Origin of the sequence: Nocardia sp. NPDC023733 (genome assembly GCF_040639775.1) — a bacterium.
Taxonomy (GTDB): domain Bacteria; phylum Actinomycetota; class Actinomycetes; order Mycobacteriales; family Mycobacteriaceae; genus Nocardia; species Nocardia rosealba.
The window spans coordinates 1,663,388-1,684,072 of the sequence record NZ_JBFAAN010000001.1 but is presented as its reverse complement, the minus strand read 5'-3'; the positions used below and the strand labels follow the sequence as shown (position 1 = coordinate 1,684,072).

The 20,685-nt window shown below is 67.0% G+C and carries 21 protein-coding genes and 1 pseudogene; 6 read left to right on the top strand and 16 right to left on the bottom strand.

Translation table 11 applies throughout. From position 1 onward, the window contains the following. Position 1: 1 nt before the first annotated feature. The 12 genes and pseudogenes from nuoK to AB0F86_RS07620 form a co-directional block, all read right to left on the bottom strand. Positions 2-301, bottom strand: coding sequence for an NADH-quinone oxidoreductase subunit NuoK (gene nuoK / locus AB0F86_RS07675; RefSeq protein ID WP_067489925.1), 300 nt, complete (start codon positions 299-301; stop codon positions 2-4). After that, the gene (locus AB0F86_RS07670) at positions 298-1,113 is read right to left on the bottom strand and encodes an NADH-quinone oxidoreductase subunit J (RefSeq protein WP_225279884.1); all 816 of its coding nucleotides are present in this window, start codon (positions 1,111-1,113) and stop codon (positions 298-300) included. The genes nuoK and AB0F86_RS07670 overlap by 4 nt, the downstream gene beginning before the upstream one ends. After that, entirely contained in the window at positions 1,110-1,640 is a 531-nt protein-coding gene (gene nuoI / locus AB0F86_RS07665; RefSeq protein ID WP_279537589.1) for an NADH-quinone oxidoreductase subunit NuoI, read from the bottom strand. The genes AB0F86_RS07670 and nuoI overlap by 4 nt, the downstream gene beginning before the upstream one ends. A 12-nt stretch (positions 1,641-1,652) precedes the next feature. After that, positions 1,653-2,897, bottom strand: a pseudogene (gene nuoH, locus AB0F86_RS07660) (NADH-quinone oxidoreductase subunit NuoH); the annotation flags it as partial. Then, the gene (locus tag AB0F86_RS07655; protein WP_356982777.1) at positions 2,890-5,349 is read right to left on the bottom strand and encodes an NADH-quinone oxidoreductase subunit G; all 2,460 of its coding nucleotides are present in this window, start codon (positions 5,347-5,349) and stop codon (positions 2,890-2,892) included. The pseudogene nuoH and the gene AB0F86_RS07655, both read right to left, overlap by 8 nt. Then, entirely contained in the window at positions 5,346-6,668 is a 1,323-nt protein-coding gene (nuoF, locus tag AB0F86_RS07650) for an NADH-quinone oxidoreductase subunit NuoF (RefSeq protein ID WP_356982776.1), read from the bottom strand. Before nuoF ends, AB0F86_RS07655 begins: the two co-directional genes overlap by 4 nt. Next, positions 6,665-7,414, bottom strand: a complete 750-nt coding sequence (gene nuoE, locus AB0F86_RS07645; protein ID WP_356982775.1) for an NADH-quinone oxidoreductase subunit NuoE — start codon at positions 7,412-7,414, stop codon at positions 6,665-6,667. Before nuoE ends, nuoF begins: the two co-directional genes overlap by 4 nt. Beyond that, a complete protein-coding gene (gene nuoD / locus AB0F86_RS07640; RefSeq protein WP_067489941.1) occupies positions 7,411-8,724 on the bottom strand; it encodes an NADH dehydrogenase (quinone) subunit D in 1,314 nt (437 codons plus the stop codon). The genes nuoE and nuoD overlap by 4 nt, the downstream gene beginning before the upstream one ends. Beyond that, positions 8,724-9,479 (bottom strand): NADH-quinone oxidoreductase subunit C, encoded by a 756-nt coding sequence (locus tag AB0F86_RS07635; protein ID WP_181697246.1) that lies wholly within the window; start codon positions 9,477-9,479, stop codon positions 8,724-8,726. Before AB0F86_RS07635 ends, nuoD begins: the two co-directional genes overlap by 1 nt. Continuing rightward, positions 9,476-10,030 (bottom strand): NADH-quinone oxidoreductase subunit B, encoded by a 555-nt coding sequence (locus AB0F86_RS07630; protein ID WP_067489943.1) that lies wholly within the window; start codon positions 10,028-10,030, stop codon positions 9,476-9,478. The genes AB0F86_RS07635 and AB0F86_RS07630 overlap by 4 nt, the downstream gene beginning before the upstream one ends. Positions 10,031-10,040: 10 nt before the next feature. After that, positions 10,041-10,421, bottom strand: a complete 381-nt coding sequence (locus tag AB0F86_RS07625; RefSeq protein ID WP_181697247.1) for an NADH-quinone oxidoreductase subunit A — start codon at positions 10,419-10,421, stop codon at positions 10,041-10,043. Between the two features lie 358 nt (positions 10,422-10,779). Further along, a complete protein-coding gene (locus AB0F86_RS07620) occupies positions 10,780-11,181 on the bottom strand; it encodes a hypothetical protein (protein ID WP_067983753.1) in 402 nt (133 codons plus the stop codon). Here AB0F86_RS07620 and AB0F86_RS07615 point away from each other — a divergent pair. Next, positions 11,159-11,650, top strand: coding sequence for a hypothetical protein (locus AB0F86_RS07615; RefSeq protein WP_356982771.1), 492 nt, complete (start codon positions 11,159-11,161; stop codon positions 11,648-11,650). The genes AB0F86_RS07620 and AB0F86_RS07615 overlap by 23 nt on opposite strands. A 150-nt stretch (positions 11,651-11,800) precedes the next feature. On the opposite strand, the gene AB0F86_RS07610 is transcribed toward AB0F86_RS07615, so the two are convergent. Both AB0F86_RS07610 and AB0F86_RS07605 read right to left on the bottom strand, forming a co-directional pair. Further along, on the bottom strand, positions 11,801-12,979 hold the full coding sequence (locus AB0F86_RS07610; protein ID WP_356982769.1) for a hypothetical protein: 1,179 nt from the start codon (positions 12,977-12,979) through the stop codon (positions 11,801-11,803). 166 nt (positions 12,980-13,145) lie between these two features. Continuing rightward, positions 13,146-14,003 carry a LysR family transcriptional regulator gene (locus AB0F86_RS07605; protein ID WP_067490379.1) on the bottom strand — a complete coding sequence of 286 codons (858 nt, stop codon included), beginning with the start codon at positions 14,001-14,003 and terminating at the stop codon, positions 13,146-13,148. A gap of 146 nt (positions 14,004-14,149) precedes the next feature. Between AB0F86_RS07605 and AB0F86_RS07600 the strand changes: the two genes are divergently transcribed. From AB0F86_RS07600 to AB0F86_RS07580, 5 genes are read left to right on the top strand one after another with little or no spacing between them, the layout of a single operon-like run. Then, positions 14,150-15,592, top strand: coding sequence for a form I ribulose bisphosphate carboxylase large subunit (locus AB0F86_RS07600; protein ID WP_181697250.1), 1,443 nt, complete (start codon positions 14,150-14,152; stop codon positions 15,590-15,592). An 11-nt stretch (positions 15,593-15,603) separates the two neighbouring features. Continuing rightward, the gene (locus AB0F86_RS07595; RefSeq protein ID WP_067489958.1) at positions 15,604-16,026 is read left to right on the top strand and encodes a ribulose bisphosphate carboxylase small subunit; all 423 of its coding nucleotides are present in this window, start codon (positions 15,604-15,606) and stop codon (positions 16,024-16,026) included. Continuing rightward, positions 16,016-17,020, top strand: a complete 1,005-nt coding sequence (locus tag AB0F86_RS07590) for an AAA family ATPase (protein ID WP_356982768.1) — start codon at positions 16,016-16,018, stop codon at positions 17,018-17,020. The genes AB0F86_RS07595 and AB0F86_RS07590 overlap by 11 nt, the downstream gene beginning before the upstream one ends. Further along, positions 17,005-18,087 carry a class 1 fructose-bisphosphatase gene (locus tag AB0F86_RS07585; protein WP_356982767.1) on the top strand — a complete coding sequence of 361 codons (1,083 nt, stop codon included), beginning with the start codon at positions 17,005-17,007 and terminating at the stop codon, positions 18,085-18,087. The genes AB0F86_RS07590 and AB0F86_RS07585 overlap by 16 nt, the downstream gene beginning before the upstream one ends. A 10-nt stretch (positions 18,088-18,097) precedes the next feature. Beyond that, positions 18,098-18,976, top strand: coding sequence for a phosphoribulokinase (locus AB0F86_RS07580; protein ID WP_181697254.1), 879 nt, complete (start codon positions 18,098-18,100; stop codon positions 18,974-18,976). On the opposite strand, the gene AB0F86_RS07575 is transcribed toward AB0F86_RS07580, so the two are convergent. Then, positions 18,977-19,324 (bottom strand): PLD nuclease N-terminal domain-containing protein, encoded by a 348-nt coding sequence (locus AB0F86_RS07575; RefSeq protein ID WP_356982765.1) that lies wholly within the window; start codon positions 19,322-19,324, stop codon positions 18,977-18,979. A 93-nt stretch (positions 19,325-19,417) separates the two neighbouring features. Beyond that, positions 19,418-20,653, bottom strand: a complete 1,236-nt coding sequence (gene dinB, locus AB0F86_RS07570) for a DNA polymerase IV (RefSeq protein WP_356982764.1) — start codon at positions 20,651-20,653, stop codon at positions 19,418-19,420. Positions 20,654-20,685 lie beyond the last annotated feature (32 nt).

Genomic DNA, 20,685 nt, shown 5'->3' with positions numbered 1-20,685 from the left:
GTCAGAACTTCAGCAGGTTGGCGGCGTCGACCGAGGTCGACCGGCGGGCACGGAAGATCGTCATGATGATCGCGAGACCGACGACGACCTCGGCGGCGGCCACGACCATGGTGAAGAAGGCGATCACCTGACCGTCGAGGTCGCTGTGCAGCCGGGCGAAGGTGACGAAGGCCAGGTTCACCGCGTTGAGCATGAGCTCCACACACATGAACACCACGATCGCGTTGCGCCGCAACAGGACTCCGGCGGCGCCGATGGTGAACAACAGCGCGGACAGGAACAGGTAGTTCTGGGGGTTCACCGCTTGCCTTCCTCGTCGGCCGTCGGGTTGTCGCCGCGTGCCGCGCCCGCCGCCAGGAACAGCGCTTCTTCGTGGGCGCGGGTGCGGCGGTGGCGCAGGATGGTGCTCACCGAGTGTTCGGCGTAGGAGCCGTCGGGCAGCAGGGCCGGGCTGTCGACGGCGTTGTGCCGGGCGAAGACGCCCGGTGTCGGCTGCGGGGTGGCGCGTTCACCGCCGGTACGGAAACGGTCACGTGACATCTCGCGCTGACCGCGGCGCGGCGTGAAGTGTTCGCGGTGGGCCAGCACCATGGCGCCGATGGTGGCGGTGATCAGCAGGGCGCCGGTGAGTTCGAACGCCCAGACGTAGCGCAGGAAGATCAGCTCGGCGAGTTCGGCGATCACATCTCGTTCGCCGAAACCGTTGCCCGCGAAGCGGGTACCGTCTCCGCTCAGCGCTGACCCGATGCCGCCGATGAGCAGCAAACCGAATCCGAGGCCGACGATCGCGGCCGCGATGCGTTGCCCGCGCAGGGTTTCGCGCAGCGATTCGGCCGAGTCGACACCGACGAGCATCAGCACGAACAGGAACAGCATCATCACCGCGCCCGTGTACACCACGATCTGCACCACACCGAGGAACAGGGCGTCCTGGGCGATGTAGAACACGGCGAGCGCGATCATGGTCGCGGCCAGGCACAGTGCCGAGTGCACGGCCTTGGCCGCGGTCACCATGCCGAGTGCGCCGAGCACGGCGATGGGGGCGAGCACCCAGAACAGCACGGCTTCCCCGGTGGAGGTGGCGGCGATGTCGGCGGCCAGCAGGGTGCTCATCGCAGGACCTCCTCTTCGGACGCCGCGGGTCCGACGCGACCGAGGTAGTAGTCGGCGGCGTCGGTGCCGGGCGCCATCGCGTGCGGCGGAGCGACCATGCCGGGCTCCATCGGCGCAAGCAGCCGGTCCTTCTCGTAGATGAGGTCGGCGCGGTTGTCGTCGGTGAGTTCGTATTCGTTGGTCATGGTGAGCGCCCGGGTGGGGCAGGCCTCGATGCACAGGCCGCAGCCGATGCAGCGCAGGTAGTTGATCTGGTACACCCGCCCGTAGCGTTCACCGGGGGAGAAGCGTTCGTCCTCGGTGTTGTCGCCGCCTTCGACGTAGATGGCGTCGGCCGGGCACGCCCAGGCGCACAGTTCGCAGCCGATGCACTTCTCGAGGCCGTCGGCGTAGCGGTTGAGCTGGTGGCGGCCGTGATAGCGCGGCGCGGTCGGCACCTTCTGTTCCGGATAGAACTCGGTGTTGGGCTTCTTGAACATGGTCGCCCCGGTGACGGCGAACCCGGCGAAGGGATCGAGCAGACCGATCCGCGGTTCGGCGTCGGCGGTGCGTGGTGGAATCGGCGGCACCGGGAAACCGAGGAACACGGGCGAACTCGCGGGTTCCTCCGGCAGCGGCGGCAGCCCCTTCGTCCGGCCTGCCCGCACGAACATGCCGATCAACCCGACGGTGACGACGATGCCGGTGCCGACCAGGATGGGTGTCTGCCCGGGAATGCCCTCGATGTCGAGCACCCGCGCACCGGCCACGACCATGACCCACACCAGCGAGGTGGGGATGAGCAGTTTCCAGCCGAGGTTCATGAACTGGTCGTAGCGCAGTCGTGGCAGGGTGCCGCGCAACCAGACGAACACGAACAGGAACGTCCACACCTTGGCGGTGAACCACAGCACCGGCCACCACCCGGAGTTGGCGCCCTCCCACAGGCTGATCGGGAACGGTGCGCGCCACCCGCCGAGGAACAGGGTGGTGGCGAGCGCGGAAACCGTTGCCATGTTGACGTATTCGGCGAGCATGAACATCGCGAACTTCAGCGAGGAGTACTCGGTGTGGAAACCACCGACGAGCTCACCCTCGGCTTCGGGCAGGTCGAACGGTGCCCGGTTGGTCTCACCGACCATCGCCACGCAGTAGATCAGGAACGACGGCAGCAACAGGAAGACGTACCAGGTGCCCTCCTGGGCGGTGACGATGCCGGAGGTCGCCATGGTGCCCGAGAGCAGGAACACCGTGGCGAAGGTCAGTGCCATCGCGATCTCGTAGGAGATGACCTGTGCGGTCGAACGCAACCCGCCGAGCAGCGGATACGTCGAGTTCGACGACCAACCGGCCAGCACGATGCCGTACACGCCGATGGAGGTGATGGCCAGAATGTAGAGCACGCCGACAGGCATGTCTGTGAGCTGCAACGCGGTGCGGGTGCCGAAGAACGAAACCTCCGGGCCGAACGGGATCACCGCGAACGCCATGAACGCCGGAATCACCGAGATGATCGGCGCGAGCACGTAGATCGGCTTGTCGACGATGGCGGGGATGATGTCTTCCTTGAGCGCCATCTTCACGCCGTCGGCGATCGACTGGAACATCCCGCCCGGCCCGACCCGGTTGGGACCGACCCGCATCTGCATCCAGGCGACGACCTTGCGTTCGGCGTACACCGCGACCAGCGGCACGAGCATCAGGTAGACGAATACCGCCAGCGCCTTGACCACGACCAGCCACAGTGGGTCCGTGCCGAAGACCGGCCCGGCGTCGGCCGCGAGGAGTAGCACACGATCACTCATGGCGGTGTTCCTTCATCCTGTCGTCGGCGCGGCGCAGGCGCACCACGGCGCCGGGCGTCACGCCGAGGGTGGTACCGACCGTGCAACCAGGTGAGTGCAGCGGCAGCCACACCACCCGGTCGGGCAGGTCGGTGATCATCAGCGGCACGGTGATCTCGCCACGGTCGGTGGCGACGATGATGTGGTCGGCCTCGTCGGCTTCGATCTCGGCGGCGGTGGCGGCCGAGAGCCGGGCGACCGGTGGACGCGCGACACCGGCGAGGTTGGGTTCGCCGTCCTGCAGGCGACCGGCGTCGAGCAGCATCCGCCACCCGGCCAGCACCGCCGTACCGGGACCGGGTGTGGGTCTGGTCCGGCTCGAGAATTCGGGCGCGGTGATCGGCTCACCGCTCCAACCACCGAGAGCGTCGAGTTCGGCCCGGGCCGCAGCGGCATCGGGCAGTGCGATCGGGACACCCATTTCGGCGGCCAGAGAATGCAATACGCGCAGGTCCGACAGGGGTGCGGCGACGCGGCGGGTGGTGTCGAGGGGTGTGGCCGCGAACGGGCGCGGCCTGCCTTCCCAGGTGCGGAAGGTGCCCGTCTTCTCGACGACGGTGGCCACGGGGAACACGACGTCGGCGCGTTCGGTGACGCTGCTGTGGCGTTGTTCGAGGCTCACCACGAACCGGGCGGCGTCGATCGCGGCCAGGGCCGCGGCCGGGTCGGGCAGGTCGGCGGGGTCAACGCCGCCGATCACCAGTGCGCCGAACTGGGCCGCGCCCGCGAGGATCGCCGAGGTGTCGCGGCCGGGACCGACGGGCAGTTCGCCACTCTGCCAGCGGTGACGAACCTGCTGGCGCGCGGTCGGATCGATGACGGGCCTGCCACCGGGCAGCAGACCGGGCAATGCGCCGGCTTCGAGCGCTCCGCGTTCACCGGCTCGGCGTGGCACCCAGGCGAGCGCGGCGCCGGTGGCCTCGGCCAACCGGACCACCGCCGACAACGCGCCCGGGCTACCGGCGAGCCGTTCGCCTGCCATGATGACCGCGCCGGGGGACCGAAGCAGGTCCATGAGTTCGGCGGCGTCCGGCGAGGTTTCGGTACGCACGGCATCGAGAACTTCGGCTTCGGCGCACGGTGGGGTCTGGATGAGTGCACCGGAGAGTCGTTCGAGCCCTCGCGAAGCGAACGGCGCCAACGACACCACCCGCAGACCTCGGTTGCGCACCGCTTTACGCAGGCGCAGGTAGACGATCGGCGATTCCTCTTCGGGTTCGAAACCGACCAGCAGCACCGCAGGGGCTTTGCTCAGTGCCGTGTAGTCCACGTCGATGCCACGTCCGGCGACGCACGCGGCGAGGAACCGTTCCTCCTCCTCGGAGTGCACGCGCGCGCGGAAGTCGATGTCGTTGGTGGACAGCACCATTCGCGCGAACTTGCTGTACGCGTAGGCCTCTTCCTCGGTGACGCGCCCACCGACCAGCACTCCGGCGTTGCCGATGGCGGCCTGCAATCCGGTCGCGGCGGCGGCCAGTGCCTGTGGCCAGGACGCGGGGGCGAGCACACCATCCCAGCCACGCACCAGTGGGGTGGTGAGGCGGTCGCGTTCGGTGGCGTAGGCGAAGGCCCAGCGACCCTTGTCGCAGTTCCATTCCTCGTTGACCTGCGGGTCGTCACCGGCCAAGCGCCGCAGCACTTTCCCGCGCCGGTGATCGGTGCGTTGCGCGCAGCCCGACGCGCAGTGCTCGCACACACTGGGTGTGGAGACCAGGTCGAAGGGGCGGGCACGGAACCGGTAGGAGGTGCCGGTGAGCGCGCCGACCGGGCAGATCTGCACGGTGTTGCCGGAGAAGTACGAGTCGAGCGGTTCGGCCTGGGCGATACCGACCTGTTGCAGCGCACCACGATCCATCAGTTCGATGAACGGGTCACCGGCCACCTGCTGGGAGAACCGGGTGCACCGGGCGCACAGCACGCACCGTTCCCGGTCGAGCAGCACCGCCGAGGACAGCGGTATGGGCTTGGGGTAGGTGCGTTTCTCACCTTCGAAGCGGGACTCGGCGCTGCCGGTGGACATGGCCTGGTTCTGCAACGGGCATTCGCCGCCCTTGTCGCACACCGGGCAATCCAGCGGATGGTTGATCAGTAGCAGTTCCATCACCCCGCGCTGAGCCTTCTCGGCGACCGGGGAGCTGAGCTGGGTGCGCACCACCATGCCGTCGGTGACCGGAATCGTGCAGGAGGCCACCGGTTTCCGTTGACCTTCGACCTCGACGATGCACTGGCGGCAGGCGCCGACGGGGTCGAGCAGTGGGTGGTCGCAGAAGCGGGGGATCTGCACGCCGATCAGTTCGGCCGCGCGGATCACCAGGGTGCCCGCGGGGACCTGGATGGTGGTGTCGTCGATGGTGACGCTCACCAGATCGGCGGGCACCACGCCGGAGTTGTTGCCGGGTGCGATCGCTGTCATCGGGTCGCCTTTCCTGAGGCCCACGCCGTGGCGCGAGCCGGGTCGAACGGGCAGCCGCCGCGACGCTGATGCTCGAGGTATTCCTCGCGGAAGTACTTCAGCGAGGAGAAGATCGGGCTGGCCGCGCCGTCACCGAGCGCGCAGAACGATTTGCCGTTGATGTTGTCGGCGATGTCGGCGAGTTTGTCGAGGTCGGCCTCGGTGCCCTGACCCGCCTCGAGTCGGTGCAGCAGTTGCACCAACCAGTAGGTGCCCTCGCGGCACGGTGTGCATTTGCCGCAGGACTCGTGGGCATAGAACTCGGTCCAGCGCAGCACCGCCCGCACCACACAGGTCGTGTCGTCGAAGATCTGCAATGCCTTGGTGCCCAACATGGAACCGGCGGCGGCGACACCTTCGTAGTCGAGGGCGACATCGAGGTGGTCGGCGGTGAACAGCGGTGTCGACGAACCGCCCGGTGTCCAGAACTTCAGGGTGTGCCCGGCGCGCACACCGCCTGCGTAGTCGAGCAGTTCGCGCAGGGTGATGCCGAGCGGTGCCTCGTACTGGCCGGGGCGGGCGACATGGCCCGAGAGCGAGTACAGGGTGAAGCCGGGCGACTTCTCACTGCCCATCGAGCGGAACCAATCGGTGCCGTTGCGCAGGATCGAGGGCACCGACGCGATGGATTCCACATTGTTGACCACCGTCGGGCAGGCGTAGAGACCGGCGACGGCGGGGAACGGTGGCCGCAACCGTGGCTGCCCGCGGCGGCCCTCGAGGGAATCGAGCAGGGCGGTTTCCTCGCCGCAGATGTAGGCGCCCGCACCGGCGTGCACGATCAGTTCCAGGTCGAAACCCGAGCCGAGGATGTCGTTGCCGAGGAATCCCGCGGCGTAGGCCTCGGCGACGGCGGCCTGCAGGCGGCGCAACACCGGGACGACTTCACCGCGCACGTAGATGAAGGCGGTGTTCGCGCGGATGGCGTACGCGGCGATCACCACCCCCTCGATGAGCGTGTGCGGGGTGGCGAGCATGAGCGGAATGTCTTTGCAAGTGCCGGGTTCGGACTCGTCGGCATTGACGACGAGGTAGTGCGGTTTGGTCGTGCCGTCGGGGCCGGGACCCTGCGGGATGAACGACCACTTCATCCCGGTGGGGAAACCCGCGCCGCCGCGTCCGCGCAGGCCCGCGTCCTTGACCGTTTGGATGACGTCGTCGGGCTGCATCCGCAGCGCGGCTCGCAGACCTTCGTATCCGCCGGTGCTGGAATAGGTGTCGAGCGTCCAGGACTGCGGACGATCCCAGTGTTGGCTCAGTACAGGGGTGAGGGTGGTCATCGCGCGCCCTCGCCGTCTCCGGAATCCGCTGCCGGGAAACCGGTTTCAGGGGCCGAGGCCGCTCCGTCGGCGACGCGCAATCCCGCCAGCGTGGGCTCACCGGGAGCACCCTCGAGGACACCCGGCCGTTCGTCGGGAAAACCGGCGAGAATTCGCGCGGTCTCGCGGAACGTGCACAGCGGGGCGCCGCGGCTGGGCCGCACCTGATGACCGGCACGCAGCGCGTCGGTGATCTCGATGGCCGATTCGGGGGTCTGGTTGTCGAAGAACTCCCAGTTCACCATCATCACCGGCGCGTAGTCGCAGGCGGCGTTGCACTCGATGTGTTCGAGGGTGACGGCGCCGTCGGGGGTGGTCTGACCGTGGCCGATCCCCAGATGCTGTTGCAGCGCTTCGTAGATCGCGTCACCGCCGAGTACCGCGCACAGCGTGTTGGTGCACACGCCCACGTGGTAGTCACCGGTGGGGGTCCGGCGGTACATCGAGTAGAAGGTGGCCACAGCGGTGACCTCGGCGCCGGTGAGCCCCAATTGCTCGGCACAGAAGTCGATCCCGGTACCGGTAACATATCCGTCCTCCGCTTGCACCAGATGCAACAGTGGCAGCAGGGCCGAACGTGGGTGCGGGTAGCGGGTGATGATGTCTTTGGCGTCGAGTTCGAGACGTTGGCGAATGTGCGGCGGATACGGCTCGGGCCGGACGGTGAGATTCAGCAGAACCGTTGGGCTCGCAGGCTTTTCGGTCATCGGTCTACCCCTCCCATGACGGGGTCGATGCTGGCGACGGAGGCGATGACGTCGGCGACCATGCCGCCCTCGCACATCGCGGCGACCGCCTGCAGGTTGGTGAACGAGGGGTCGCGGTAGTGCACCCGGTACGGGCGCGTGCTGCCGTCGCTGACCATGTGCACGCCCAGTTCACCGCGCGGCGACTCGACGGCCGAATACACCTGTCCGGCAGGCACTCTGATGCCCTCGGTGACGATCTTGAAGTGATGGATCAGCGATTCCATGGAGGTGCCCATGATCTTGCCGATGTGTTCGGGGGAGTTGCCGAGGCCGTCGGGGCCCAGTTTCAGGTCGGCGGGCCAGGCGATCTTCTTGTCGTCGATCATCACCGGGCCGGGACGCAACCGGTCGAGGCACTGTTCGACGATCTTGAGCGACTCGCGCATCTCGGCCACCCGGATGAGGTAGCGGCCGTAGCAGTCGCAGCCGGTGGTGGTCGGGATGTCGAACTCGTAGTTCTCATAGCCGCAGTACGGATCGGATTTGCGCAGGTCGTGGGGCAGGCCGGTGGCGCGCAACACCGGGCCGGTGATGCCGAGGGCCATGCAGCCGGTGAGGTCGAGGTAACCGATGTCCTGGGTGCGCTTCTTCCAGATGGGATTGGCGCTGAGCAGGTGTTCCATATCGCGCAACCGGCCCGGCATGATGTCGAGGAGTTCACGCACCTTGGTGACGCCGTCGTCGGGCAGGTCCTGGGCGAGACCGCCGGGACGGATGAAGGCATGGTTCATCCGCAGGCCGGTGATGGTTTCGAAGACATCGAGGATGAGTTCGCGTTCACGGAAGCCGAACAACATCGGGGTGAGCGCGCCCAGTTCCATGCCGCCGGTGGCCAGGGCCACCAGGTGCGAGGAGATGCGGTTGAGCTCCATCAGCAGCACGCGGACCACGGTGGCGCGTTCGGGGATCTGCTCGGTGATGTCGAGCAGCTTCTCCACGCCGAGGCAGTAGGCGGTCTCGTTGAAGAACGGGGACAGGTAGTCCATTCGGGTCACGAAGGTGACGCCCTGGGTCCAGTTGCGGAATTCCAGGTTCTTCTCGATGCCGGTGTGCAGGTAGCCGATGCCGCAGCGGGCCTCGGTGACGGTTTCGCCCTCGATCTCGAGGATCAGGCGCAGCACGCCGTGCGTGGAGGGGTGCTGGGGGCCCATGTTGACGACGATGCGTTCTTCACCGGCACCGTCGAGCACCTCGCCGACCTGGTCCCAGTCCTGGCCCGCCACGGTGACGACCCGTGGTTCGTCACGGCGGAAATCGGTGTCGGTCATCAGCTGTAGGTCCTCCGCTCGTCGGGCGGCGGTATGCGCGCGCCCTTGTACTCCACCGGGATCCCGCCGAGCGGGTAGTCCTTGCGCTGCGGGTGTCCGCGCCAGTCGTCGGGCATGGTGATGCGGGTGAGCGAGGGGTGCCCGTCGAAGAGGATGCCGAAGAAGTCGTAGGTTTCGCGTTCGTGCCAGTCGACGGTCGGATACACCGAGAACAGCGACGGGATGTGCGGGTCGGCATCGGGGACCGACACCTCGAGGCGTACCCGACGGCTGTGGGTGATCGACATCAGGTGGTACACGGCGTGCAGTTCGCGCCCGGTTTCGTCGGGGTAGTGCACCCCGCTGACGCCGAGGCACAGTTCGAAGCGCAGTGAGCTGTCGTCGCGCAGGGCGCTCGCCACGTCGACGAGGTGTTCGCGGCGCACATGCAGGGTGAGCTCGCCACGGAAGACGACGATCTTCTCGATGACGGTGTCGAAGGCGATGACGCGGTGGGTGAGGGCGGCGCGCAGGGTGCCGACGAAGGCGTCGAACCAGCCGCCGTACGGGGGTGGCGTGCCGCCGGGCAGCACCACCGGGGTGACCAGGCCGCCGTAGCCGGACGTATCGCCGGTGCCGTGCACGCCGAACATGCCGTGGCGGGTGCCGATCACCTCATCCTCGGCCGGTTTGCGATGCTTGGGCGCTTCCGGGGTTTCCTCCGGAATGCCCTGCCCCGCAGTGTTGTCGGTGTTGTCGGGAGAGTCGAATGTCATCGCAGCAGGCCCTCCATACGGATGGTCGGGGTGCTGGCGAGCGCGGCCTGTTCGGCGGCGCGGATCGCTTCCTCGCGGTTGACGCCCATCGGCATCTCGGCGATCTTGGCGTGCAACGCGAGGATGGCGTTGAGCAGCATTTCCGGGCGGGGCGGGCAGCCGGGCAGGTAGATGTCGACCGGGACCACGTGGTCGACGCCCTGCACGATGGCGTAGTTGTTGAACATTCCGCCCGAGGACGCGCAGACACCCATGGCCAGCACCCATTTGGGCTCGGTCATCTGGTCGTAGACCTGGCGCAGGACCGGTGCCATCTTCTGACTCACCCGGCCGGCGACGATCATCAGATCGGCTTGGCGGGGCGAGGCGCGGAACGCCTCCATGCCGAAGCGGGCGATGTCGAATCGTCCGGCGCCGGTGGCCATCATCTCGATCGCGCAGCAGGCCAGGCCGAAGGTGGCCGGCCACAGCGACCCTTTACGCAGGTATCCGGCGAAATCCTCGACGGTGCTCAGCAGGAACCCGCTGGGCAGTTTCTCTTCGAGACCCATTATTTCCCACTCATTCCCAGCTGAGGCCGCCGCGGCGCCATTCGTAGGCGTAGGCGACCGACACATTGACGATGAACAGCGCCATCGCGGCGAACCCGAACAACCCGAGGGCGTCGAAATGGACGGCCCACGGGTAGAGGAACACGATCTCGATGTCGAAGATGATGAACAGCATCGCGGTGAGGTAGTACTTCACCGGGAAGCGTTGGCCCCCAACATCTCCCGGCCCGCCTGCGATGGCGTGCGGTGTGGGCTCGATGCCGCATTCGTAGGGTTCGAGCTTGGCCCGGTTGTATCGCTTCGGGCCGACCAGCGCCGCCATGATGACGGAGAACACCGCGAACGCCGCGGCGATGGCGCCGAGTACGAGTGCGGGCACTTCGATGTTCACGACTGCACTTCCCCTCCTCGCTGGAGCAGGCCGTGCCGTGTGGCGCGGCCGCGGACGGCAGCTTTCGGCGAGACGGGGCCGACAACGTTGTCCGCCGAACCGGGGCCTCGCCCGCTGTGCAGCGATGGCGGAGCGTTATACAGAACCCGCGCTCGTGTGAGCTAGAGCACAGACTATCGCTCTTTCAGGGGTGCGCCGCGCGTTTCGAGGGGACTGTTTGATCGATTTCAGTACCGAGATTCATGAGCGAAACGGTGGTAATCCGCTCGGTGCACACACAACAGAACCACTGGGGTTACCAGTGGTTCTGTGAGTATGGGGGGTGGCGTCGACTATGCGACGGAACAGGACACTGCGTTCAGCGGGCCTGGAGTACGCCCGCGACCGCGCGGGTGAGCTGCATCGGGTCGATCGGGTGCGACACCGAGGCCTCGGCCCGCGACCAGTTGGCCAGCCAGGCATCGTCGGGCCGGCCGGTGAGCACGACCACCGGCGGGCACTGCTCGATCTCGTCCTTGAGCTGCTTGGCGATCCCGAGCCCGCCCGCGGGCACGGACTCCCCGTCGAGAATCGCGAGATCGATCCCACCGGCATCCATCTGCTCGATGACGACCGGTGCGGTCGCGACCTCGAGGTAGTCGAGCTCCGGTAGATCCGGCCGGGGGCGTGGCCCCAGCGCAAGAATCACCTGTTGACGGGTATCGGCGTCATTGCTGTAGACCAGCACACGCAGCGGGGTGGAACGATCTGATTCGGCCACAGACGGATCGTACGTCGGGTCGGCGGGCGTAGTGGCGGGTTCGGCCGAACAGCCGATATCCGAATCTCCCACCACCGCCCGCCTATTCACCGGTGTGCTCCTAGCGGGCCGGTTCGTCTTTGAGCTTGGCGGCCATTTCGGCGGCGAGCTGGGGTTGTTCGACCTCCATCTTCTGGACATCGCGCGGCTGGCTCTGCTGGCGGCCGTGCAGGGTGGCGGGGCGGCGCACGACTGTCTGGTGCGGTTCTGGTTGCGTGCGCTCGCGCCGATACCGCCGGGTGATGTCGAAGGGTGGGTGTACTGGAATGTGCCGGAGCCGCCCGGTGATCCGTCCGTCGACGAGGTCGTCGCCTATGCCGAGCTGGTCGCGACGGTCTCCGACCCGGAACTGAACCGACTCCGTCGGGCACTGACTGTGGGGCCTAGGAGAATCGAACCCCTAGGCCCCGCCTTGACATGCGTCGGCTGAATTGCGGCCGAATGTCCGTCGATGTTGCCGAGCTGCTCGTCGAGGAACCGGCGGCCCAGGATCGGCTGCCGGAGAACTCCGGTCTTCGACCGGCGCCAAAGGGAAGCTGCGGCCGCAGCCTGCCGACCACTACCGTGCGCTCACCGTCGGCTACCAGCTACCGTCTTGAACTGTCTTGTTGCCCAACGGGATCACCGGAAGATCGTCTTCGATCGGTGGGTTCGGCTGTTCGTCGGCCAGCCAGTTGCCGGTGGGTTTGACGGCGGCGAGCTCGGCGGACGGGGCGAGGTCTTCGGCGTCGGCGGCGTAGTAGTCGAACCACGGGAGGCCGTGTTCGGCGTAGGACTGCGCGGTGACGGGGGTGGAGGGGGCCGGTTCGCCGGTGATCTGTTCCCATTCGGCGGCGGAGGCGAGGTGGACGAAGATCCGGGCGTCGGCTTCGCGGTGATAGTCGTCGACGGGGCGGTGATCGGCGTAGATCTCCTGGCGCATCGTGCCGCCGGCGCCGAGACCCATTGATCTGGCTTGCGGGCGTGCGCGGCCTCGAGCTTTTCGGGCGGCACCGGCGGGGGCGCCACCGGGCGCACCGGACGGCCTGGGTGCGACGGACGGGGTGGGCGCACTGCGGGGCGCTGCGGGAGGAGAAGCGCTGAACGGAGTGCCCGCAGGCGCACCTGCGACCGCAGCACCATACGGTGGGGCACTCACAGGCATCGGAGCGCCGTAAGCAGGAGTCACCCAGGGTGGTTCACCGCCCGGCGGAGGAGCGGGCAGATGCCGTGGGCGTGCCTCTTCCTGCTCTCGGCGCCAGGTCGCGAGCGCCGTTTCGGTGAGGCCGTGCACCGCCAACTGCACCCCACCCCACTGCTCGGCGCCGGTGACTTGACCTTCGACGGTCGCGCCGAGTCCCATCGGCACCGCGACGAACTGGCGCACGACACCGTCACCGGAGTTGATGCCGTCGAGCCACGGTTGGTCGGGCAGGGGGAGGTAGTTCTGCGGGTCCTTGTCCAGCACATCGCTCCACGGCTTGCCCGACACCGCGCACACCTTGCCGACTGCCACCTTCAAAGCGGCCGGGGTGGTGGCGGTGAATTTCAACCACAGGGCCTCGCGCTGGTAGACCGGCAGCATCACCCCGCCGCGTTCCCGCCATTCCTCGGGCACGGTGTCGGGGTAGTCGGCGACCCGCCTCAGCGGGAAGGTGCCGAGCCCCGGCGGCAACGGGTAGGTGCCCGTCTCGGGCAGCCGCAAGGTCCGCACGAATGTCACGCGCACCCCGCCCGGTAGTTCGAGTGCGTCCCCGGAAAGTTTCACCTCGGTTGCCATGTCCCACCCCTTCATTCGACCGGATGACGATCTCGCCCCCTGCCCGACGACGGTACTCATCGGACAAGCCCCCGTCCACGGGTTCTTCGACCGGGACCGACCGCCACGGCTCCGATCGCAGACCGCCCCGGCGTAACGCCCCCGAAGCTCGCTTCGCGAACCGTGATCAGGGGCCGATGGCGGCGTGGAAGGCATCGGCCGGGCCTGTTTCGGCGGGGTCGATGAGGTGGGCGAGGAACAGGCGGGTGGTGAGGGTGGGGGTGGGGGTGGTGACGGCGTGCCAGGGGCGGTCGAGGGGCGTGCCGGGGACGTCGATGGTGTGCAGGGCGCCGGAGCGGAGGTGTTCACCGACGGCGTCGGAGTGGATGAGGGTGATGCCGAGGCCTTCGCGGGCGGCGGCGATGACGGCACCATGGGAGCCGAGGGTGAGGGTGGGCGGATCGATCTGGAGGCGGTCGAGCAGGGCGAGGGTGGCTTCGCGGGTGCCCGAACCGGTGCCGCGCAGCAGCCAGGTGGTGTGGCGGGGGTCGGGGTTGTCGGTACCGACGACGACCAGGGTGCTGGGGCGGCGTGCCTGGATGACCAGGCCCGCGTCGTGCGGCGGGCGGCCGGCGATGACGAGATCGGTTTCGTGGTGCTGCAATTCGAGGAAGAGCACGTCACGCGGCTGGATCGATAGGCTCAGTTCCACATCGGGGTAGCGGCGGCGAAACGAGGCGAGCGGCCGCAGCACCACTGACTCGCCCGCGGTCGCCACGACGCCGATGCGTAATCGCCCGGCGTCGGCCTGCCGGACGGCGGCGTGCGCCTCCTTCATCAAACCGAGGATCCCCCGGCAGTATTCGGCGTACACCCGGCCCGCTTCGCTGAGCGCGATACCTCGTCCTGAACGAACGATCAGTTTGGCGCCGAGCTGCTTTTCGACATGGGTGACGGCGGCCGAGACGGCGGCTTCGGTGACGTGGAGTTGTGCCGCGGCACGGCGGATGGATCCCAGGCGGGCGACAGCGAGAAAAGTTTCCATCCGACCCGAACTGACCCTGCCCATACCCGACGGTAGCAAACTCAACGTTTCGGTTGAGCGTTGTCGGAAACATTCTGATTGTTTCCCCGGCCGGTGCCCCCCATCCTGGAATTCGCTACGGGACAGCGGATTCCACAGGAGGAACCATGGCGGAAGAAACCGAACGGGATCGTTGGGATCCGGGCGTACAGTCCTACGCCTCGATGGGCTATTACTCGCCCGACTACGTGCCCGCCGACACCGACGTGCTCGCCGTGTTCCGGGTGACCCCGCAGCCCGGTGTCGACCCGATCGAGGCGGCGGCCGCGGTGGCGGGTGAATCCTCCACTGCCACTTGGACTGTCGTGTGGACCGACCGGCTCACCGCGCATTCGAAGTATCAGGCCAAGTGCTACCGGGTCGATCCGGTGCCCGGCCGCGAGGGCGAGTACTTCGCCTATATCGCCTACGATCTGGACCTTTTCGAAGAAGGGTCGATCACCAACCTCACCTCCTCGGTGATCGGCAATGTGTTCGGGTTCAAACCATTGCTGGCATTGCGTCTCGAGGACATGCGCATTCCGGTGGCGTATGTGAAAACCTTCCAGGGCCCACCGCACGGCACGGTGATGGAACGCGAATACCTCAACAAATACGGCAGACCACTGCTCGGCGCCACGGTGAAACCGAAGCTCGGTTTGTCGGCCCGCAATTACGGGCGCGTGATCTATGAGGCCTGTAAGGGTGGCCTCGATTTCACCAAGGACGACGAGAACATCAATTCGCAGCCTTTCATGCGTTGGCGCGACCGGTACCTGTTCGCGATGGAGGGGGTGAACCGGGCGATGGCCGAAACGGGCGAAATCAAAGGCCATTACCTCAATGTCACCGCCGCGACGATGGAGGACATGTACGAGCGGGCCGAGTTCGCCAAGGAAATCGGGTCGGTCGTCATCATGATGGACCTGACCGTGGGTTATACGGCGATGCAGTCGATGTCGAAGTGGGCGCGGCGCAACGGCGTACTACTGCATCTGCACCGGGCCGGCCATTCGACGTTCACCCGGCAGAAGACACACGGGGTGAGTTTCCGGGTGCTGGCGAAATGGTGCCGGCTGATCGGGGTGGATCATCTGCACGCGGGAACCGTGGTCGGCAAATTGGAAGGCGATCCAGCGACGACCCGCGGTTTCTACGACACCTTGCGCGAGAACCACATTCCGGCGCAGCTGAGCAACGGCATCTTCTTCGATCAGGACTGGGCGAGCCTGCCCGGTGTGATGCCGGTGGCCTCCGGCGGTATCCACGCCGGGCAGATGCATCAGCTGCTCGACCTGTTCGGTGACGATGTGATCCTGCAGTTCGGTGGCGGAACGATCGGTCATCCGCTCGGTATCGCGGCGGGCGCCGAAGCCAACCGGGTGGCGCTCGAGGCGGTGGTCAAGGCCCGCAACGAGGGCCGCGACCTGCTCAAAGAGGGCCCCGATGTGTTGCGGACGGCGGCCTCGACGTGCCGCCCGCTCGAGGTCGCGCTGTCGACCTGGGGTGATGTCACCTTCGATTACACGTCCACCGACGCACCCGACGCGGTGCCGACGCCGAGCCTGTAGGGAGACCGGTCATGTATTTGCGACACGGGACGTTCTCGTATCTGCCCGAACTCACCGACACCGAGATCGCCGCCCAGGTGCGTTATGCGCTGCTCAACAACTGGCCGGTGTCGATCGAATACACCGACGATCCGCATCCGCGCAACACCTACTGGGAGATGTGGGGTCTGCCGCTGTTCGATCTGGACGAACCCGACGGGGTGCTCGCCGAGATCAACGCCTGCCGGTCGACGTTTCCGCGCCACTACGTGCGGGTCAACGCCTATGACGCCACCTACACCAAGCAGACGACGGCGCTGAGTTTCCTGGTGCAGCGTCCGGCGGAGGAGCCCGGTTTCGAACTGGCTCGCGCCGAGGGCGCCGACCGCCGCCAGGTCTACAGCGTGCGCTCCTACGCCACCGAACGTCCGCAGGGACAGCGGTATGGGGGCTGAGGGAACCGCCAACGGTTTCCGGCTGCCACGGCCGGGCGTCACCGACGTCCGGCCGTCGCGTCCGGCCGAGGACGTGGCGCAGGCCGAGGAAGTGCTCGATGCCGATGCGTTGCTGGATCTTTCGCAGGATCTGGACGGTCACGATGTGGCCGAGACCCTGACCGCGCTGGACGCCGAGCTGATCGGGTTGGCGAATGTGAAGCTGCGGGTGCGTGAGATCGCGGCGCTGTTGATGATCGATCGGGCACGCCGCCGGTTCGGTCTCGAATCGTCGCGCCCGACGATGCACATGAGTTTCACCGGCCCACCGGGCACCGGCAAGACGACGGTGGCGCTGCGGATGGCGCAGATGCTGCACGCGCTGGGTTATATCCGTAAACCGAAGGTACACACGGTGACTCGCGACGACCTGGTGGGCCAGTTCATCGGTCACACTGCCCCGAAAACCAAGGAGGCGATCGCCAAGGCCGCCGGTGGAGTGTTGTTCATCGACGAGGCCTATTACCTGTTCCGTCCGGAGAACGAACGTGATTACGGGCAGGAGGTGATCGAGATCCTGCTGCAGGAGATGGAGAACGAGCGGGCGAATCTGGTGGTGATCTTCGCCGGCTATCCGGATCGGATGGACAAGTTCTTCTCGGCCAATCCGGGGTTGTCGTCGCGGGTGGCGCATCATCTGGAGTTCGTCGATTACACCCAGGAGGAATTGCTCGCCATCGCCGAGCTCATGGTGGCGGCGGAGAATTTCGTGTTCGATGCCGCGGCACGTGAAGCGTTCTCCCGGTATCTGACGGTGCGGATGACGCGCCCGCGGTTCTCCAACGCGCGCAGTGTGCGCAATGCGATCGATCGGTGCCGGTTGCGCCAGGCCAAGCGACTGGTGGAAGCGGGGCGGCCGTTGTCACGCGAGGATCTGGTCACGTTGTGCGCCGAGGACGTGTTGGGCAGCAGTGTTTTCGAGGAGGTGGGTGCCTCGCCATGCCGACCAGTTTGAAAACGCTGACCCGCTACACGATCGAGGAGGAACACCGGCATCCCGGGTCGTCGGGGGAATTCTCCGCGCTGGTGAATGTGGTCGCCACGGCCACCAAGATCATCGCCAATCAGGTGACGCGCGGGGCGATTCCGGGACGCGAGGACGGGCCGCTGTCGGCGAGCGACCGTCTCGACGCGTTGACCGACGAGATCATGGTTGCCCAGACACAGTGGACCGGCCACCTGTCGGGTTTGCTGTCCGAGCAGTGTGCCACCGCGTTGGCGGTGCCGGCCACCCAGCGGCGCGGCAAGTACCTGCTGGCGTTCGACGCTCTGGACGGGTCGAGCAATATCGATGTGAATCTGCCGGTGGGTTCGATCTTCAGCATTCTGCGCGCACCGCAGGAGGTGCTCGACGGCACCGCCGAACCGTGCGACGCCGACTTCCTGCAGCCCGGTGTGCGGCAGGTGTGCGCGGGGTTCACCCTGTACGGGCCTGCCACGATGCTGGTCCTCACGACCGGCAGCGGCGTCGACGGGTTCACTCTGGACCGGGAGATCGGCGCATTCGTACTCACCCACCCGCAGATGCGGATCCCGCAGGACACGTCGGGTTTCGCGATCAATGCCGCCAACGAACGGTTCTGGGAGCGGCCGGTGCGCCGGTATGTGCAGGAGTGCCTGGAAGGGGTGGACGGGCCGAGGGGCCGTGATTTCAATATGCGCTGGGTGGCGTCGCTGGTCGCCGATACCTTCCACATCCTGACCAGGGGCGGCATGTATCTGTACCCGCGTGATACCCGCAATCCGGCTCGGCCGGGGCGGGTTTCGCTGCTGTACGGCGCCAATCCGATCGCGTTCATCGTCGAGCAGGCGGGCGGGGCCGCCACCACCGGGCACGAGCGGGTGATGCTGGTGCCACCGACGCAGGTGCATCAGCGGGTGCCGTTCATCTTCGGGTCCCGCAACGAGGTGTTGCGGGTCGAGCGGTATCACACCGAGCCCGACGAGGGCCCCAGCTTCGACAGCTCGCTGTTCGGGACACGTTCGCTGTTCCGGCCGGCCAAGCACGACCAGCGCACCTAGGAGTCGCCCTATGTCGGTCAAACATCCTGTCGTCGCGATCACCGGGTCCTCCGGTGCCGGAACGACCAGTGTGACACGCACTTTCGAGGAGATCTTCCGTCGCGAGGGGATCAGCGCGGTGGTGGTGGAGGGCGATTCGTTCCATCGCTACGACCGGGCGGAGATGAAACTGGCGATGGCCGAGGCCGAAGCCCAGGCCAACACCACGTTCTCCCATTTCGGGGAGGACGCGAACCTGCTACCGGAGCTCGAGGCGCTGTTCCGGGAGTACGGCGAAACCGGTGTCGGGCAGGTGCGCAAGTACCTGCACGACGACGAGGAGGCCAAACCCTACGGGCAGCCAGCGGGCACGTTCACCCCCTGGGAGGACCTCGCGCCGGGGAGCGATCTGCTGTTCTACGAGGGTCTGCACGGTGCGGCGGTGACCGATTCGGTGAACATCGCCCAGCACACGGATCTGCTGGTGGGGGTGGTGCCGATCATCAATCTCGAGTGGATCCAGAAGGTGTATCGCGACAAGACCCATCGCGGCTATTCCAGTGAGGCGGTGATCGATACGATCCTGCGCCGCATGCCCGACTACGTGAAATACATCTGCCCGCAGTTCTCCCGGACGTATGTGAATTTCCAGCGGGTGCCGACGGTCGACACGTCCAATCCGTTCATCGCGCGCAGCATCCCGACGGCCGACGAGAGTTTCGTGGTGATCCGGTTCGCCGATCCGAAGGTGATCGACTTCCCGTACCTGCTGTCGATGCTGCACGACTCGTTCATGTCGCGGCCCAACTGCATCGTGGTGCCGGGCGGGAAGATGGAGTTGGCGATGCAGTTGATCTTCACACCGTTGATCCTGCGGTTGATGGACAAACGGCCCAAACGCAACCTGTGATCAGACCTCGTCGTTGTCCTGCTGCTGTTGCCTGCGGGCCTCACGCCGCTGCTGTTCGGCGCGCTCGCGCAGGCCACGCAGGAAGGCCTCGTCGTCGGGGTTGGTGGCGATGTGGCGGCCGGGCCGGTCGTATTCGCTGAAGCGAGTGTTGGACGCCGGGCGCGACGGACCGATCGGGCGTCCGGCGAACAGCCACAGCAGTGCGCCGATGGTCGGCAGCAGGACGACGACGATCAGCCACCCCATCTTCGGCAGGTGGCGGATGCCGTCGTCGGGGCTGGTGACGATGTCGACGAGGCAGTACACCCACAGGGCGAGGGTCAGGAACCCGATGATCGCGTAGTGCATTGCGGCAGTCCTCTTCGTGATGGATGGATGGGAGGACCCCGACGCCCCCGGCAGCAAGGATGCCGCATGTGGGGGTGAGGTGTCGTGCCGGGGTCAGTCCGGCAGCAGCGGCACCGACAGGCCCTCGCCGCGATCGAGCAGGGCCGCGCGGGTGACGGCAGCGGAGCCGAAGCGGCGGCGCAGGTCGTCGAGGGTGGCGTCGAGAGTGTTGTCGGCCCGTGGTTCCAGCGGCAGGGTCAGCTGCATGGTGTCGGCGTCGTCGAGGTTGGTCAGCGACAGGCCGATGAGGGTGATGCCACGTTCGGCGATCAGTGGTGTGGCGGTGTCGAGTAGGCGGTGGGCGGCCTGGCGGATGGCGGTGGTGGCGTCGGTGGCCTCGGTGAGGGTGTGCGAGCGGGTGGCACGGGTGAAGTCGTCGAAACGCAAGCGCAGCACCACTGTCCGGCAGACCCGGTCGGCGGCGCGCAGGCGGCGGCCGAGGCGGTCGGTGAGTCCGTCGAGGTAGGCGGCGATCTCGTCGGGTTCGCGGTGGCGGCGGCCCAGCGCCCGTTGGGCGCCGATGGAGCGGCGGCGTTTGCCGGTTTCCACGCGGCGTGGGTCGCGGCCCCACGACAGAGCGAACAGGTGGCGGGCGGCGGCCGGGCCGAGGATGGCGCGCAGGTGGGCTTCGCCGAGTTCGGCGAGTTGACCGACGCGGGTGATGTTGTTGGCGTGCAGGGTGGCGGCGGTGACTTTGCCGACGCCCCATAATCGTTCGACCGGCAGCGGGTGCAGGAAGTCCAGTTCGCCGCCGGGTTCGACCAGGCGTAAACCGTCGGGTTTGGCGACGGCGGAAGCGACTTTGGCCAGGAACTTGTTGCGGGCGATGCCGACCGAGATGGGCAACCCGACCTCGGTGCGAATACGTTCGCGCAACCTTCGGGCGATGTCGACCGGTTCCCCGCTGATCCGCCGCAATCCACCGACGTCGAGGAACGCCTCGTCGATGGAGATGCCCTCCACGATGGGGGTGGTGTCGTGAAAGATCGCGAACACCGCCTTGCTCGCCTCGGCATAGGCCGACATCCGCGGCGGCACCACCACCGCATGCGGGCACACCCGCAATGCCTGCCCCGCGTTCATCGGCGTCCGCACCCCGAACGCCTTGGCCTCATAACTGGCGGCCAGCACCACCCCACCACCGACGAGCACCGGCTTGCCCCGCAACCACGGCTGATCGCGCTGCTCGACCGAGGCATAGAACGAGTCCAGATCGGCATGCAGGATCGACGCCTCGTCGCGGGACTGGATGCGTGGGCGGCGCGGGACGGCGGGATCGGACACGAACATATGTTCGCATCGATGTCCGACAAGAACGAGAC